At 64.5% G+C, this 17,367-nt stretch carries 12 protein-coding genes; 8 read left to right on the plus strand and 4 right to left on the minus strand.

Annotated features, from left to right (window positions below; translation table 11 throughout):
* The 3 genes from H4W01_RS06740 to H4W01_RS06750 form a co-directional block, all read right to left on the minus strand.
* Complete coding sequence (locus H4W01_RS06740) at positions 1-906, minus strand: tyrosine-type recombinase/integrase (protein ID WP_209609416.1); 906 nt, start codon at positions 904-906, stop codon at positions 1-3.
* Between the two features lie 200 nt (positions 907-1,106).
* On the minus strand, positions 1,107-4,388 hold the full coding sequence (locus H4W01_RS06745) for a PAS domain S-box protein (RefSeq protein ID WP_209610395.1): 3,282 nt from the start codon (positions 4,386-4,388) through the stop codon (positions 1,107-1,109).
* A gap of 306 nt (positions 4,389-4,694) precedes the next feature.
* Positions 4,695-5,327, minus strand: a complete 633-nt coding sequence (locus H4W01_RS06750; protein ID WP_209610396.1) for a tyrosine-type recombinase/integrase — start codon at positions 5,325-5,327, stop codon at positions 4,695-4,697.
* Between the two features lie 350 nt (positions 5,328-5,677).
* Here H4W01_RS06750 and H4W01_RS06755 point away from each other — a divergent pair, with 350 nt between their 5' ends.
* From H4W01_RS06755 to cobA, 8 genes are all read left to right on the plus strand, one after another.
* Positions 5,678-6,256: an ANTAR domain-containing response regulator gene (locus tag H4W01_RS06755; protein WP_209613271.1), complete on the plus strand. Its 579-nt coding sequence runs from the start codon at positions 5,678-5,680 to the stop codon at positions 6,254-6,256.
* A complete protein-coding gene (locus tag H4W01_RS06760; RefSeq protein WP_209610397.1) occupies positions 6,253-7,467 on the plus strand; it encodes an ABC transporter substrate-binding protein in 1,215 nt (404 codons plus the stop codon). The genes H4W01_RS06755 and H4W01_RS06760 overlap by 4 nt, the downstream gene beginning before the upstream one ends.
* A 184-nt stretch (positions 7,468-7,651) precedes the next feature.
* Positions 7,652-8,935: a nitrate/nitrite transporter gene (locus H4W01_RS06765; RefSeq protein WP_209610398.1), complete on the plus strand. Its 1,284-nt coding sequence runs from the start codon at positions 7,652-7,654 to the stop codon at positions 8,933-8,935.
* Entirely contained in the window at positions 8,935-10,152 is a 1,218-nt protein-coding gene (locus tag H4W01_RS06770) for an alginate export family protein (RefSeq protein ID WP_209610399.1), read from the plus strand. The genes H4W01_RS06765 and H4W01_RS06770 overlap by 1 nt, the downstream gene beginning before the upstream one ends.
* Entirely contained in the window at positions 10,149-12,617 is a 2,469-nt protein-coding gene (nirB, locus tag H4W01_RS06775) for a nitrite reductase large subunit NirB (RefSeq protein WP_209610400.1), read from the plus strand. The genes H4W01_RS06770 and nirB overlap by 4 nt, the downstream gene beginning before the upstream one ends.
* The gene (gene nirD / locus H4W01_RS06780; RefSeq protein ID WP_189677566.1) at positions 12,614-12,958 is read left to right on the plus strand and encodes a nitrite reductase small subunit NirD; all 345 of its coding nucleotides are present in this window, start codon (positions 12,614-12,616) and stop codon (positions 12,956-12,958) included. The genes nirB and nirD overlap by 4 nt, the downstream gene beginning before the upstream one ends.
* Positions 12,955-15,537: a molybdopterin-dependent oxidoreductase gene (locus H4W01_RS06785; RefSeq protein WP_334685182.1), complete on the plus strand. Its 2,583-nt coding sequence runs from the start codon at positions 12,955-12,957 to the stop codon at positions 15,535-15,537. The genes nirD and H4W01_RS06785 overlap by 4 nt, the downstream gene beginning before the upstream one ends.
* Positions 15,524-16,315 (plus strand): uroporphyrinogen-III C-methyltransferase, encoded by a 792-nt coding sequence (cobA, locus tag H4W01_RS06790; protein WP_209610402.1) that lies wholly within the window; start codon positions 15,524-15,526, stop codon positions 16,313-16,315. The genes H4W01_RS06785 and cobA overlap by 14 nt, the downstream gene beginning before the upstream one ends.
* A 257-nt stretch (positions 16,316-16,572) precedes the next feature.
* Here the strand turns inward: cobA and H4W01_RS06795 are convergent, their stop codons facing one another.
* The gene (locus tag H4W01_RS06795; protein WP_209610403.1) at positions 16,573-16,860 is read right to left on the minus strand and encodes a hypothetical protein; all 288 of its coding nucleotides are present in this window, start codon (positions 16,858-16,860) and stop codon (positions 16,573-16,575) included.
* Positions 16,861-17,367: the final 507 nt, after the last annotated feature.

Genomic DNA, 17,367 nt, shown 5'->3' on the forward strand with positions numbered 1-17,367 from the left:
TCAACCGGCCGGTGTCTTGCCCTCCATCAGCGCCATCAGCCGATCGAGCGGACTGGTGACCGCGCGGATCGTGCGGGTGGCGACCTTGGTGTAGAGCGCGGTCGTCTCGAGCTTGCTGTGCCCGAGCAACACCTGGATCACGCGGATATCGACATCCTGTTCGAGCAGGTGGGTGGCGAAGCTGTGCCTCAGCGTGTGCGGGCTCACGCGCTTGCGGATCCCGGCCGCCTCAGCTGCCTCGCAGACGGCGCGGTGGAGCTGCCGCGTCGAGATCGGATCGGTGTAGCTGCGCCCGGGGAACAGCCAGCCGTGCGGCAGCAGGACGCTGCGCCGCTTGCCCTCGCGCCACCACAGCCGCAGCAGCTCGAGCAGTTGCGGCGACAGCATCGCGTTGCGGTCCTTGCGCCCCTTGCCCTCCTCGATCCGGATCAGCATCCGCTTGCTGTCGATATCGTCGGCCTTGAGATGCGCGACTTCCGACACGCGCAGGCCGGCGCCATAGGCAACGCCCAGCGCCGCGCGGTACTTGATGCCCGGTGCCGCCTCGAGCAGCTTGGCCACCTCATCAACGCTCAGCACGTCGGGGAGCTTCCTGGGACGACGCGCCAGCACCAGCCGCCGCGACAGATCAGGTCGCTCGAGTGTCACCTCGAACAGGAAGCGCAGCGCCGACACCGAGCCGTTGATCGAGCCTTCCCCGACACCATGCTCGCGCTGGTGAAGCTGGAAGCGGCGTACATCCTCGGCGGTCGCGGTGTCGGGCGAACGTCCGAGGAAGGCCGCGAAGGCGCGGACGTGACGGACATAGTCGTGCTGGGTCCGCGCGCGCATGGCACGCATCGCCATATCGTCGAGCATGCGCTGACGCAGCGGGGTGAAGGGTCGCTTGGTCGGTTGAGGCGTCATAGCGAAGTTCCTCTTGTTGAAGGAACTCCATCGTCCGCCACCGCTCCCGCGCGGCCAAACCTCAGCGCCGGCGCGCTACCTCACCGCCAACACCACTGCCGCGCAGCGGCTTCGTGCATTGGGTCAAATAGGCCCATCGATGACCACTCTTTCAAACAAACTCCGACGGCAGATTTATTGAAGCGCAGCTTGCCGGCAGTTCAGTCGTCACGGAGCATAGTTTTGACTTTACGGGTTAGATCTTCCAGCGAAAATGGCTTCGTCAGCAGCTCCATGCCAGGGTCGAGGTGGCCGTTCCCGACCGCGGCATTTTCTGCATAGCCTGTAATGAAAAGTACCTTCAGTTCTGGTCGGAGCGCGCGCGCAGCGTCAGCGACCTGTCTTCCGTTCATTCCGTTCGGCAGGCCAACATCTGTAATGAGCAGGTCGATACGCGATCCTGATTGCAGGACCTTTAACCCCGCCGCACCATCAGCAGCGCCAATCACGGTATAGCCGAGTTCGTCCAGAACCTCGTCGACCAAGTGGCGTATCGTTGCCTCGTCATCGACGATCAGGACTGTCTCGCCTTTGCTCGCCCCCGCAGTCGGTGCCTGCTCAGTTTCGCTCTCGTCATACGCCTCGCCGAGATGACGTGGAAGGTACACGCACATGGTGGTGCCTTGTTCGACCTCTGAATAGATGCGGACCTGTCCGCCGGACTGGCGAGCAAAGCCGTAGATCATAGATAGACCAAGCCCGGTGCCCTGACCCAGCGGCTTGGTGGTGAAAAAGGGTTCGAAAGCCCGCTCGATCGTCTCCGGCGACATGCCCGTCCCGGTGTCCGTCACGCAAATGGACAAATATTGTCCAGGCGGCAGGTCACGCTGGCGCGCGGTACGATCGTCGAGCCACTTGTTGGCCGTTTCAATCGTGATCGTGCCGCCGTCCGGCATCGCGTCACGGGCGTTGATGCACAGGTTCAGCAGCGCATTCTCCAACTGCCCAGGATCAATCATCGCGATCCACAATCCGGCAGCTCCTACGATCGAGATGCCGGTCGTAGGTCCGACCGTACGCTGGAGAAGCTCCTCCATACCCATGATCAGGCGGTTTACATCCGTCGGCTTGGGGGCGAGCGTTTGCCGGCGTGAGAAGGCAAGCAGGCGTTGCGTCAGCGATGCCGCCCGCCGCCCGGCGCCTTGAGCGGCGTTCACGAACCGATCTACGTCGTCGTAGCGTCCGCGAGCGGCACGAAGCTGCAGCAACTCAAGGTTGCCCATCATGCCTGTGAGCAGATTGTTAAAATCGTGTGCCAGGCCGCCTGTAAGCTGCCCAACGGCTTCCATCTTCTGACTTTGCCGCAAAGCTTCCTGAGCGGTGGCTAACTCAGCTTCTGCGTTAAGCCGCATCGATATATCGCGGGCATGATGAAAGGCACCGATAACCCGCCCGTGCTCGTTGCGAAGCGGGGTGTACGTGATCTCCCAGTGCGGCTTCCCAAGCTCAGGCCGTCCGAACTCCTCGACAACCGTGAACCGCTCACCTGCCAGCGCGCGAGACATCAAATCGCGCATGACGGGTCGCTGTTGCTCAACGAAGAGGTCGGGAAAGATGTCACCGACCTTTGTGTCGAAGCCGTTCACTCGGCGAAATTCGTCGTTGTGAGCCTTGTTGAACGCGATCAGACGGTAGTCTTGATCGAAGGCGCAAACCGGAGAACGATCGGACTGAACGATGTTCTCGTATAGGCGCAGGGCTTCCGATCGTTCGGTGACCTGTTGTTCCAGCGTCTCGTTGAGACGTTGAAGCTCAGCCTCGGCGCGCTTGCGATCGGTGATATCGATCGAGGAGCCTACAAGTCCGATGACAACGCCTGCCGCGTCATGGAGTGGCGACTTGGTAGAAAGCCAGGTCGCAGCTCCTCCACCTGGCAGACTTACCTGCTCCTCGACGACCTCCGTCCGGTTCTCGGCCATGATGCGTCGGTCATTGGCCATGACCACCTGGGCCTGAGCCGGGTCGTTGAGGAACTCAAGATCGGTCCGACCGAGAACAGCGTCTAGTGATTGGCCAACCAGCTCCGCCGTGCCCCGGTTGGCCGCCAGCATGCGCCCTTCGAGATCCTTGGCGTATACTACGCCGGGAACCGCTTCCATGACTGCCGCAAGCAACCCATTTGCCTTGCGAAGAGCCTCTTCCGCTTCGCGGCGCTCATCGATGTCGATGACCGATCCGACATGGCCCAGGAAAGTGCCGTCTTCAGCAAAGCGGGGCGCTGCTGCGTCGATCGCCCAGCGATACGTCCCATCCACACGCCGTAACCGGTATTCGACGCGGAATGGACCTTGCGCAGCAGTCGCAGCCATGAAGGCCTCACCAGCCATCTTTTCATCGTCCGGGTGCGTGGCCGTCGTCCAACCAAGGCCGAGTGCTTCTTCCTCAGTCTGCCCGGTGAACTCGTACCAGCGACGGTTTAAATAGCTGCAGTAGCCGTCCGGCTCAGTCACCCACATGATCAGCGGCGCATGATCGGCCATGTTGCGAAACCGAGCTTCGCTGTCGATAAGTTCGGTGCGGGTGCGAGCCAGTTCTTCTGACTGCTCGCGCGTCGAGGTTTCGTTGCGCGCGATCTTCAGGAAGCCAGCACTACGGCCGTCGGACGCGACGATCGCGTGGGTCGAGCCGTTCATGAACACGCGTGACCCGTCGGCGCGTAGGTGCCACCGGACGTCAGGAGCACACCCGTCGGCAGCCGCTGCCGTGAGCTCCTTCTGAGGTACGCCGTTCTCGCGATCCTCCGGCGTGAAGATGTCGTCGATCAGGCTACCGATCGCGTCTTGCTCTGGGCGGACAAAGGTTGCCTCAGCCCCTGCCGACCAGGTCGTGATCCGACGATCTACGTCCGTGGTGATGATGGCGTAGTCACGGGCAGTGTCGAGGATCAGGCGGAGCCGCTCTTCACTCGACCGCGCCATCTCATACCGCTGGTTCCGTTCCAGGACCGTGCGGTGCAGATCGAGCTGGACCATGACCTGCCTCGCCAGCACACGTATGGTCTCCTGCTGGACAGCCGTAAGCTCGCGCGGGCGGTAGTCGAGCACGCAGAGGGTACCGATCGGCAGCCCCTCAGCGGTCTTAAGTAGCGCGCCCGCATAGAAGCGAATGTGTGGCTCGCCCGTGACCAGAGGATTGCAATCGAAACGCGGGTCGGCAGTCGCGTCGGGGACGAGGAGGAACTCCTCTTCCAGCAGCGCCTTCGCGCAGAACGAGCTTTCCAGTGGAGTCTCGCTGACGCCCAAACCCACTTCAGCTTTGAAGAACTGCCGACCATCCCCGATCAGATTCACGACTGCGATCGGTGTGTCACACAGCTTCGCGGTCAGCTCTGCGAGCTCATCAAAGGAACGCTCACGCGGTGTGTCCATGATCTCGTAAGCCGCCAGCGCAGCAAGCCGATCGTTTTCGCGGTCGGGGATATTGTCCATGTTCGCGATATCCACCGTTTCGGATCTTACGTCCATACGGAGCTGGCGACGACCAAGCCAATGACACCTTTGTGGGGGAGACATAGCGCGCTTCAGCATGGCCAGTTTGCGCATCTGGCTCGACGGTGCCGACGTCAGTGTCGTGCAGCTATCTGCGTTCCCTCATCCGACAGCTGCCGGACCCAAAAGCCCCATCTCAAACTATTCCGAGCGCATGACCCGGCTCACCGAAGCGGTCGATCCACTCACATGAACAAGCGGCGGGTTTCGGGCAGCGGAACGAACCGAGTAAGGGACCGAAATTGGGTCAAGCTGGGCTGGTCAGATCTCGGTCCGTTCTGAGAGTTCCAAGGCGTCTTCTACATCGACGCCAAGGTAGCGAACGGTGCTCTCGATCTTTGCGTGACCGAGCAGGATTTGCACAGCGCGCAAATTCCCCGTCGCCTTGTAGATTATCGATGCCTTGGTACGTCGAAGCGAGTGCGTGCCGTAATCTTCTGCCTGCAGGCCAATGCCGACAATCCACTCGCGCACGAGGCGGGCGTACTGCCTCGTGCTCATATGGCCCATATAGTCATTCCGGCTCGGGAAGACGTAGTCGTTTAACGTGCCGCCACGACGCTCGAGCCAAGCGAACAGTGTCTTTCGGGCAGGCTCAACTAGCTCGAACTGCACCGGTCGTTTGGTTTTTTGCTGCACCACTACGGCACGATCTCGGATGCGCCCGCCGGTCACTATGTCACCGATGCGAACCTTGACCACATCGCAACCCCGCAGCTTACTGTCGATCGCGAAATCGAAGAGTGCGCGGTCTCGGAGCCGTCGATGCTGGTCAAGCCAAAAGCGAATCGCCCAAACTTGCTGCGGCTTGAGCGCGCGCTTCGCGCCAAATACTCGCCCTTCGTTCCAGGGACGAAGCTCGTGGAAAGCGGGATCTAACGACGAGTGCCCCATCGCGCATCTCCACGATGTTAGGTTACTGCACCACGGTACATCCATCGGAGTAAATTAGCCCTTAGCATCTATGGTTGGTGCCGATGTTGCTGAGCGAACGGCCGAGCTCGGAAGGCTGCGTCAACGGTGGCATTCGCACGATGGGGTCGCGTTAGCCAAAGCATAGCAGAGGTTGCCACGGAACGGCTTGTAGGTAGCTCTGCGCTAAACCTTCACGACAAAAATAGAATTTTGCCACCCCACGAACGGACGTCGAGCAAAGCATAAGACGCCGCGCTGGCATATGGCCATGTTCAATCAGCTTTGGTCTGTCGGATCCAGGGTCTATGGACGGTAGCGGGGGGCGCGCCTTGCGGATTGCGATTGTCGATGAAAGTGCCGCGCGGGCGGCCGTGATCGAGGAAGGGCTGCGCGATGCTGGCCTAAGCGACGTCACGATCTTCGTCGATCGCCGCGGCATCGCCGCGCGGCTCGAGGCGCTGTCGCCCGATGTCGTGCTGATCAACCTCGCCAATCCGCATCGCGACGAGCTTGAGGAACTGTTCGCTTTGTCGAAGGCGATGGCGCGGCCGGTGGCGATGTTCGTCGACCAGAGCGATGTCGCCGGGATCGAGGCGGCGATCGATGCGGGCGTTTCCGCCTATGTCGTCGACGGCCTCAAGAAGGAGCGCATCCGGCCGATCCTCGAACTCGCGATCCGCCGCTTTCGCGCTTACTCGCGGCTGCGCGCCGAACTCGACGAAGCGCGCTCCGCGCTCGCCGAGCGCAAGGCGATCGACGAGGCTAAGGCGCTGCTGATGAAGAAGCGCGGGATCGACGAGCCTGCTGCCTATGTCGCACTGCGCAAGGCGGCGATGGATAGCGGGCGGCGGATTGGCGACGTCGCCGACGCGATCGTTACCGCCAACCGGCTGATGGGGGACTTATGACGACCACGCCGTTCCGCATCGGTTTCCTGCCGCTGGTCGACGCCGCCTTGCCGATCCTCGCGCGCGAGCTTGGCTTTGCCGAGGCCGAGGGGATCGCGCTCGAGCTCGTGCGCGACATGAGCTGGGCGACGGTCAACGACCGGCTGCTTTATGGCCATAGTGATGCCGCGCATCTGCTCGCGCCGCTGGCGATCGCGACGACGCTCGGGCTGGGGCGGCCGGCGACACCGCTGTCGGTGCCGTTCGTGCTCGGGCTCAACGGCAATGCGATCACGCTGCGGCCCGATCTGGCCACGCAGGTCACTGCGGTGGGCGCGCCGGGCGATGTCGCGGCTATCGGCGCGCGGCTTGCCGAAGTGGCGCAGGCGGCGCGGGAGCGCGGCACGCCGTTGCGCTTTGGCGTGGTGCATCGCTATTCGAGCCACAATTACATGCTGCGCTATTGGCTGATCGGCTGCGGGATCGATCCTGACCGCGATGTTGCGATCGTCACGGTCGCGCCGCCGTTCGCTGCCGACGCGCTCGCCGCGGGTGAGATTGACGGCATCTGCGTCGGTGAGCCGTGGAACAGCGTCGCGGTCGACCGCGGCGTCGGGGTGATCGTCGCGGTAACGTCGCAGATCTGGCTGCGCGGCGTCGAGAAGGTGCTGGCGATGCGCACCGCGCGGATGGAGGAGGAATCCGACCTCACGCATCGGCTGCTGCGTGCGCTGTACCGCGCGGGCGTCGCCTTCGTCGATCCGGCGCGGCGCGAGGAGATTGCCGCGATCCTCGCCGGCCCCGACTATCTGGATGGGTCGGCGACGCTGATCGGCCATGCCATTTCGGACCGCATCGTGTTTGCGCAAGGGGCGGCGCCGATCGACGTGCCCGACTTCATGTTCCAGCACCGCGAGGCGGCCAATTTCCCGTGGGTCAGCCAGGCGGCGTGGCTCTATGCGCAGATGTGCATCGCCGGCCACGCGGCACCGAACCCGGCCGATTACGACGCGGCGCAGCGCGTCTTCCGCCCCGACGTCTACCGCGCCGCGCTGCGACCGCTCGGTGTGCCGCTGCCTGGGGCGAGCTCGAAGCTCGAGGGCGGCATCGTCGAAGCGCTCGGGGTCGGTACGACGCAGGGGCGCTTGATCATGGGTGCCGACCGATTCTTCGATGCGCGGAGTTTCGATCCAGCCGACCTCGCAGGCTATTTGGGCGGATTCGAAGCATAATTCGCCGGGCTGCAGAAAATTGTTGCGTTGCGGCGCGAATCGCGGCAGCTTTCGGTTATCGTCGAGACGCTGCAACGGGGTAGCGTCTTCGGCATCACCAACATTCTGGCAAAGTCGCCGTCGCGTCTCGGAAGATCGAGCGTCGCGGCGGCTTTTTTGCGTTTGCTCGAGGGGAATCGGGACGATGACGCAGCTGCAGACAGAGTTTGACGCGGGGCTGGCGGGGACCAGCGCGCGAACCAAGGCGAAGCCGAGCGCAGCGGACGCGACGGGCTTCTGGCAGAGCGGGCACCGCCCGACGCTGATCGCCGCCTTCCTCTATTTCGACCTCGCCTTCATGGTGTGGGTGCTGCTCGGGCCGCTCGCGCCGATCATCGCCAAGGAACTGGCGCTGTCGCCCGCCGAGAAGGGGCTGATGGTCGCCGTGCCGACGCTCGCGGGCGCGGTGCTGCGGCTGGTCAACGGGCTGCTCGTCGACAAGATCGGGCCGAAGAAGACCGGCGCGATCGGGCAGATCATCGTCATCGCCGGCCTGTCGATCGGCTGGCTGTTCGGGGTCAACAGCTTTGCGGGCACGCTCGCGCTCGGCGTCGTGCTCGGTTTTGCGGGGGCAAGCTTCGCGGTCGCGCTGCCCTTGGCCTCGCGCTGGTATCCGGCCGAGCATCAGGGCAAGGCAATGGGGATCGCCGGCATGGGCAATTCGGGCACCGTGCTCGCCTCGCTATTCGCGCCGATGCTCGCCAAGGCGTTCGGGTGGAACGCGGTGCTGGGGCTCGCGGTGATCCCGCTGGCGATCGTGTTCCTGCTCTATATGGCGATGGCGAAGGATTCGCCGAGCCAGCCTGCGCCCAAGCCGTTCGCCGCCTATCTGTCGGTGCTCAAGGAAGCCGACACTTGGTGGTTCATGCTGTTCTATGGCGTCACCTTCGGCGGCTTTGTCGGGCTTGCCGCCAGCCTGCCGGTCTATTTCACTGACCGTTTCGCGCTGACCCCGGTGACGGCGGGCTATTGCACCGCTGCGTGCGTCTTCGCGGGATCGCTGGTGCGGCCGATCGGCGGCGCGGTGGCGGACAGGATCGGCGGGATCAGCACGCTGACCGCGGTCTATCTGCTGGCGGCGCTCGTCCTGATCGCGATCAGCACCGCGCCTGCCTCGCTGACCGTCTCGCTCGGCCTGTTCCTGCTGGTGATGGCGACGCTTGGTTTCGGCAACGGCGCGGTGTTCCAGCTCGTGCCGCAGCGCTTCCGCAGCGAGATCGGCGTGATGACCGGCCTGGTCGGCTTCGGCGGTGGGATCGGCGGCTTCTACCTCGCCTCCTCGCTTGGCTTCGCCAAGCAGTGGACCGGGAGCACCTCGCCCGGCTTCCTGATCTTCGCCGGGCTCGCGGTCGTCGCCTTGCTCGGCATCCTCAAGGTCAAGCGCCACTGGCGCGGCAGCTGGACCGCGGCGAACGGAGCGCGGATCTGATGCGCGCGCTGTCGCTCCTCGCACTGGGAGGGCTGGTGGCGACACCGGCCCTCGCCGACCCGCTCACCTTCACCCCGTTGATCGATGCGCGCCTGCGCTACGAACATGTCGAGCAGGCACCGCTTGCGAAGGACGCCGACGCCGTCACGCTCAGGCTCCGCAGCGGGTTCGAGGCGAAGCTCAGCGATTTCAGCTTCCTCGCCGAATCCGAGGCGACGCTCGCGATCAACCCGGCGTACAATAGCGGTGTCAACGGCAAGACCGCGTACCCGATCGTTTCCGATCCGCAGAATATCGAACTCAACCGGTTGCAGCTGCAATATCGCGGGCTCAAGCAGACCGTCGTCACCGTCGGGCGGCAGGCGATCAACCTTGACGACCAGCGCTTCGTCGGCGCGGTCGCGTGGCGCGACAATGAGCAAACCTTCGATGCGGTGCGCGTCGAATGGTCGGCGATCAAGAACCTCAAGGCCGATGTCACTTATGCAAACAACGTCCGCACGATCTGGGGGATCGACGGCGGCAATCGCTTCGGTCCGGCGCGGTTGGACGAGATCGGCGGTGACAACGTCTTCGCCAACCTGGCCTACAAGAGCAGCCTCGGCACGCTGACGGGCTTTGCCTATCTGGTCGATCAGGACCAGCGGCAGGTGTTCGTCAATTCGAGCCAGAGCTATGGCGGGCGCTTCGCCGGAGCCTATCCGCTGAGCAAGACGCTCAAGCTGAGCTACCTCGCGAGCTTCGCGTCGCAGCGCGACTATCACCGCAACCCCAACCGGTATCATGCAGACTATTATGCGGGTGAACTCGGCATCGCCGCCAAGGCGCTGACGCTGACCGGGGGGTATGAGGTGCTCGGCGCGGACAAAGGCGTTGCGGTCACGAGCTTTCAAACCCCGCTTGCCACGCTCCACAAGTTCAACGGCTGGGCGGACAAGTTCCTCGTCACCCCGCCCAACGGCTTGCGCGATGCCTATGGCTCGGTCGGCTATGGCTGGAAGAAGGTCGCCGGGCTCGACGCGATCGCCCTGGTCGCCGCCTATCACCGCTTCGACAGCGACCGGCTCGGCCAACATTACGGCGACGAGGTCGACGCGCAGCTCAGCGTCAAGCGGGGCCGATACACCGCGCTCCTCAAATATGCCGACTATCGCGCCGATCGCTACGCGACCGACACCAAGAAGCTCTGGCTTTCCCTGGATTGGGCTTTCTCATGACCAAACCGCATCTCATCGTCATCGGCAACGGCATGGCGGGCTGCCGCGCGGTCGAGGAAATCCTCGCGCGCGATGCGGAGCGCTATCGCATCACGATCTTCGGCGCCGAGCCGCACGTGAACTACAACCGCATCATGCTCTCGCCGCTGCTCGCCGGGGACAAGGCGTTCGACGACATCGTGATCAACGACCTCGCCTGGTATGCCGACAATGCGATCGAGCTGGTGGCGAGCGACCCCGTCGTCGCGATCGACCGCAAGATCCAGACCGTCACCGCGCGCTCGGGCCGGGTCGAGAGCTATGACACGCTCATCCTCGCGACCGGCTCGGACCCGTTCATCATCCCGGTGCCGGGGCATGATCTGCAGGGCGTCGTCAGCTTCCGCGACATGGACGATGTCGGCGCCATGCTGCGCGCGGCGGATGCCGGCGGCGACGCGGTGGTGATCGGCGGCGGGCTGCTCGGGCTCGAGGCGGCGCACGGCCTGTCGCTGCGCGGGATGAAGGTAACCGTGCTCCACATCATGCCGACGCTGATGGAGCGCCAGCTCGACGAAGCGGCGGGCTGGCTGCTCAAGGCAGCGCTCGAGGCGCGCGGACAGACGATCCTGACCGGCGCCGACACTGCCGAGATCTACGGCCAGGGCAAGGTCGAGGGCGTCCGCCTCAAGGACGGGCGCGACATCCCCGCGGCGCTGGTGGTGATGGCTGTCGGCATCCGCCCCAACGTCAAGCTCGCGCGCGCCGCCGGGCTGGCGATCGGGCGCGGGATCCATGTCGACGATCATCTCGTGACGTCCGACGCCAACGTGCTCGCGGTTGGCGAGTGCGTCGAGCATAACGGCCTCGTCTATGGCCTCGTCGCGCCGCTGTGGGACATGTGCCGCAGCCTCGCCGACGGGCTCGTCGCGACGCCCTCGGGCTATACCGGCTCGGTCACCTCGACCAAATTGAAGGTCTCGGGGATCGACGTCTTCTCGGCGGGCGACTTCTCTGGCGGCGAAGGGTGCGAAGACATCGTCATGCGCGATGCGGCGCGCGGCATCTACAAGCGCGTCGTGGTGAAGGACGACCGCGTCATCGGCGCGGTGCTCTATGGCGATACGCAGGACGGCAACTGGTATTTCGACCTGCTCAAGAAGCAGCAGGACGTCGCCGAAATCCGCGACGCGCTGATCTTCGGGCAAGCCTTCGCAGCCGGAGGAGCGGCATCGGCAAACCCTAATGCGGCAGTCGCGGCTTTGGCGGACGACGCCGAGATCTGCGGCTGCAACGGCGTCAGCAAGGGCAGGGTGGTCGGCGCGATCGTGGACGGCGCGTGTACGCTCGACGCGGTGCGCGCGTGCACTAAGGCCTCGGCCTCGTGCGGGTCGTGCACCAATCTGGTCGAAGGGCTGCTCGCGGTCACGCTCGGCGAGGCGTTCGACGGCGAGCGGACCGCGCCGACCGTGTGCAAATGCACCAGCTTCACGCATGAGGACGTCCGCCGCCTGATCCTCGAGAAAGATCTGAAAGCGATCCCGCCGGTGATGCAGGCACTGCACTGGACGACACCTGATGGCTGTTCGTCGTGCCGCCCCGCGCTCAATTACTATCTGCTCTGCGCCTGGCCGGGCGAGTTCGTCGACGACAACCAGTCGCGCTTCGTCAACGAGCGGATGCACGCCAACATCCAGAAGGACGGCACCTATTCGGTCGTCCCGCGGATGTGGGGCGGGGTCACCAACCCCAAGGAACTGCGCGCGATCGCCGACGTCGCCGAGAAATACGAGGCGCGGATGGTCAAGGTGACCGGCGGCCAGCGGCTCGACATCTTCGGGATCAAGAAGGAGGATCTGCCCGCGGTCTGGGCCGATCTCAAAGCGGCCGGAATGGTCAGCGGCCATGCCTATGCCAAGGCGCTCCGCACCGTGAAGACCTGCGTCGGCTCCGAATGGTGCCGCTTCGGCACGCAGGATTCGACCGGGCTCGGGATCAAGACCGAGCAGATGACCTGGGGCAGCTTCATGCCGCACAAGTTCAAGATCGCGGTCTCGGGCTGTCCGCGCAATTGCGCCGAGGCGACGATCAAGGATTTCGGCGTGATTTGTGTCGACAGCGGCTACGAACTGTCGATCGGTGGCAATGGCGGGATCAAGCTGCGCGGCACAGATTTCCTGTGCAAGGTCGCGACCGAGCAGGAGGCGCTCGATCACTGCGCGGCGTTCATCCAGCTGTACCGCGAGGAAGCGCGCTATCTCGACCGCACCGCGCCGTGGGTCGAGCGTGTCGGGCTCGACTATATCAAGCAGCGGATCGTCGAGGATGTGGATGGCCGCGTGGCGCTGACCGCACGCTTCCACTTTTCGCAGCGCTTCATGCAGGACGATCCCTGGGCGAAACGCGCGGCGGGCGAGGATTACAAACTCCATCAGCATCTCGCCGAAATCCGTCCCCTCGCGGCGCCTGCGTTGGTGACGGCGTGAGCGCGGTCGGTGAATGGCTCGACATCGGTCCGGTCGACCAACTCCCCGCTCTCGGCGCGCGGACGCTGCCGGTCCGCGGCGGGCGCGAGATCGCGATCTTTCACACCGCCAATGGCGAAGTCTATGCGCTCGCCAACCAGTGCCCGCACAAGCAGGGGCCGCTCAGCCAGGGGATCGTCCACGACACCACGGTGACGTGCCCGCTGCACAATTGGCGGATCTCGTTGGTGACGGGCGAGGCGCTTGGCGAAGACAAGGGATGCGTGCCGGTGATCCCGGTCAAGATCGATGGTGGCCGCATCCTGATCGGCCGCGCGGCGGCGCTGGAAGGCGTGGCTTGACCACGGTCAAGACCACTTGCGCCTATTGCGGCGTCGGCTGCGGCGTGCTCGCCACGGCCACCGGCGCACGCTCTGCGACGATCGCGGGCGACCCGGCCCACCCGGCGAATTTCGGCAAGCTGTGCTCTAAAGGCACGCATCTCGGCGAGACGATCGGCCTCGAAGGCCGCTTGCTCCACCCGATGATCGGCACCCGCCAGGCCAGTTGGGACGATGCGCTGGACCACGTCGCGCAGCGCTTCGCCGCGACGATCGCCGAGTATGGCCCCGACAGCGTCGCCTTCTACGCCTCGGGTCAGATGCTGACCGAGGACTATTACGTCGCCAACAAGCTGACGAAGGGCTTTATCGGCACCGCCAATATCGACACCAATTCGAGACTGTGCATGGCAAGTGCGGTGGCGGCGCATGTCCGCGCGTTCGGCGAGGATGTCGTGCCGTGCAGCTATGACGATCTCGACGCGACCGATTTGATCGTGCTAGTCGGATCGAACACCGCCTGGTGCCACCCGGTGATCTGGCAGCGAATCGAGGCCGCGCGGGCGGCGCGCGGCACCAAACTGGTGGTAATCGACCCGCGCCGCACCGAGACAGCCGAGCGCGCCGACCTGCATCTTGCGATCGCCCCCGACAGTGATGTCGCGCTGTTCACCGGACTGCTCGCGCACATGCGCTCGAGCTGGCGGCTCGACGGCAAGGCGCTGGCCGAGCGCGTGAGTGTCCCCGACGGCTTCTGGAAGACCTTGCCGAACCCCAACGCCGCGCGCACCTGCGACCTCGCGCCCGCCGATCTGCAGGCATTCTACGATCTGTTCGCGGATCACCCGCGCACAATCACGCTGTTCAGCCAGGGCGTGAACCAGTCGACCAGCGGCACCGACAAAGCCAACGCGATCATCAACCTCCACCTCGCCACCGGCCGCATCGGCAAGCCCGGCGCAGGGCCGTTCAGCATCACCGGCCAGCCCAATGCGATGGGCGGGCGGGAAGTCGGCGGGCTCGCCTCGACGCTCGCCGCGCATTTGGGGTTTTCGGAGGCTGAACGCGACCGCGCGCAGCGCTTCTGGCAGTCGCCGACGATCTGTCCGGGGCCGGGCCTGAAGGCGGTCGACATGTTCGAGGCGATGGCCCAGGGCCGGATCAAGGCGGTGTGGATCATGGCGACCAACCCCGCCGTGTCGATGCCCGACGCCCGCAGGGCGCGCGTCGCGCTCGCCAATTGCCCGTTCGTCGTGGTGTCGGACTGCATCGCCGAGACCGATACGCTGCGTTTCGCGCAGGTGAAGCTGCCCGCGCTCGGCTGGGGCGAGAAGGACGGCACGGTCACTAATTCGGAACGCCGCATCTCGCGCCAACGCGCCTTTCTTGCGCCCCCGGGCGAGGCGCGCGCCGACTGGTGGGCGATCGCGGAGGTCGCACAGCGCATGGGGTTCGCTGGTTTCGACTATCCGACAGCCGCGAGCGTGTTCCGCGAGTTCGCCGCGCAGACCGGGTTCGAAAATGGCGGCACGCGGATGCTCGACATGTCCGACCAAGCGACGATTTCCGACGCCGACTATGCCGCGATGGCGCCGTTCCAATGGGGCGGCGCCTCGCCCTTCGCCGAGCGCGCTTTCCCAACTCCCGACGGCAAGGCGCAGCTCGTGCCCGTCGTCCATACCCCGCGCGACGACGCCAGCCGCGCCTATCCGTTGCGGCTCAACACCGGCCGTTACCGCGACCAATGGCACACGATGACGCGCACTGGCCTCTCGCCGAAGCTGTCACAGCACCGCCGTGAGCCGCTGGTCGAGGTCCATCCCGACACCGCGCGACGTCTCGGCCTCACGGACGGCACACTCGCGCGGGTCGAGACGCCGAACGGCACGAGCATCTTCCGCGCCGCGATCACTCCCGATCAGCGCCGCCGCGAGCTGTTCGTGCCGATCCACTGGACCGACCAGACCAGCGCCGGCGGCCGCGCCGGATTGCTCCCCGGCAAGGATCGCGATCCCGTCTCGGGCCAGCCCGGTTTCAAGAACACCCCCGCGCGCGCCGGGCCGTACAAGCCCGACTGGACCGGCTTCTTCGTGTCGCGCGAGCGGCCGAGCGCGCCCGATTGCGCGTATTGGACGCGGGTCCGCTCTGCGCACGGCTGGCTGATCGAACTGGCGGGGGAGGGCGATCCCGCCGTGCTCACCACCCTGCTGCCAGCCGGCGAGCGCGCCGAGATGATCGACGCGCGGCGCGGCGTGGTGCGGGCTGCGGTGGTCGCCGACGGTCAGTTGCAGGCCGCGCTGTTCGTCTCGCGGGGCGCCGGCCTGCCGCCGCGCGACTGGCTGCTCGATCAGCTCGGCGTGCCCGACGCATCATCGTTCGAAGTGCTCGCCGGTCGCCCGGCCACGCCGGCGCTCGATCGCGGGCCGATCGTCTGCGTGTGTTTCGACGTCGGGCTCAACACCTTGCTCGCCGCGATCACCGGCGAGCGGCTGGTGAGTCTCGAGGCGGTCGGCGCCGCGCTAAACGCCGGCACCAATTGCGGATCATGTCGCCCCGCCATCGCCAAACTGCTGACCGTCCAGGAGAGTGCCCATGTCTGATCTCATCGCGCCCGGCGACGTGTGGCTGGTCGGCGCCGGCCCTGGCGACCCCGATCTGCTGACGCGCAAGGCCGAAAAGCTGATCGGCGCGGCGAGCATCATCTTCTACGATGCGCTGGTCGGACCGGGCGTGCTCGAGCTGATCCCGCCACACGTTCGGCGCGTCTCGGTCGGCAAGCGCTCTGGGCGGCATTCCAAGACGCAGCCCGCGATCGACGCATTGCTGGTTGCAGCGGCGCGGGCGGGGGAGCGGGTGGTGCGGTTGAAGGGCGGCGATCCGTCGATCTTCGGCCGTTCCACCGAAGAGATAGACGCGCTGACCACGCACGGTTTTCGTGTCCGCATCTGCCCCGGCATCACAGCAGCAAGTGCCGCCGCCGCCAGCGCCTGCGTCTCGCTAACGCTGCGCGGATCGGCCCGGCAATTCCGTTTGGTAACTGCGCACATGCGCGCGGGCGAGTCGCTGGATCTTGACTGGGCAGCGCTGTCGGATGCCTCGGCGACCGTTGCCTTTTACATGGGACGAGGGGCGGCAGCGGTCATTTCGCGCCAGTTGATCACGAATGGCCTTGACCCGGCGACTCCAGTGCTGATCGCGAGTGACGTTAGTCTTGCATCGGAATGTCTTGTTCATACCCGACTCGATTTTTTGGGATTGGCAATAGATCGTGCGGCGGATGCTGGCCCCGCATTGATCCTGGTTGGAGAAGCAATGCGGGCACAACGTATGGCGACGCTCTTGCCTTCGGTGCCTGCGGAAGCGTCAGCCGTATTTTAGTCAATGGTACCAGGGTCCAGCCAGGACCACGATCAAACAGCTATTTGGGCAAAGGACATATGACCACTCGCCATAAGGTAAGCTGCCAGCCGCGGAGACGGATCGAGTACGTCATAAACAAACGGCGGGTGATCTCGAGAACGCCTCGAGCTACTTGAGTGTCGGTTATCCGGTCAGCCTCGCCGGGCTGCTGGGGCAGCTATCGGCCAGTATCAAACGTGTGGCACAGCCTAAGCGCCTTAACCTGCTTGATCAGATCAAAGCAGCAATGCGGCACCTGCGACCGCTGCCAGTATGCCAGCGATGACCGCCACCTTGCGCCTCTGTTGCCTTTTGTAGGCGTGATATGCCGGTATGCTGAGATACCAACGAGCACCTTCGGGCTTGATAATTCCTGCCGTCGTGTATTCGCGGAAGAAACTGCGCTGGATCGAACCCTTAGGCTCGAACAAGATGGCCTCGGACGGCCGAACCGCGTCGGCGCGCATGAAAGCGGTTACCACTGCCTGCTGATCGAGCGCGACCGCGGCGGCTGCTGCTGCCATTATGAAATCCCCTCCGAATCGAACGTGTCAGGTGTCGCTCTACAAACCGTCGCTTAAGTTGGCCCAAGGAATACGGCAAGCCCGCCAGCGCCCGCGTCAGCACGGCAGCTAACCGCGACTATTTGTCATTCAGCCCATGCTTAGGCAGGTCGCATCTTACAAATCCACGGACTGTTCGTTTCCTGCTCGCGTGAGCGGATCCACTTGTATATTGGACAACACACTTCGCTACCATGCGCGAAATACCTTATACCCGCCGAGGGAGTGGATCGTGACGTCCTGTTGAAAATTGGTTTGTCGGTGGATGTCGAGTGGCGCTGAGCGCCGTCGGCCTGCGCAACTGAGCGAGAAATGTCCTGCGCATCGCAAGAAAACAGGACGACGCATCACTGCGCCGTCCTATTCCCACCACCGTAAAATCGGTTGCCCTCATCTCGGTCGACAGCGCCATCATAGCGTATTTTCGGGTGCCGCACATTAAAAAAAGTGAAACGCTGTATCCATGTC

Origin of the sequence: Sphingomonas sp. PL20 (assembly GCF_017875905.1) — a bacterium.
GTDB lineage: Bacteria > Pseudomonadota > Alphaproteobacteria > Sphingomonadales > Sphingomonadaceae > Sphingomonas > Sphingomonas echinoides.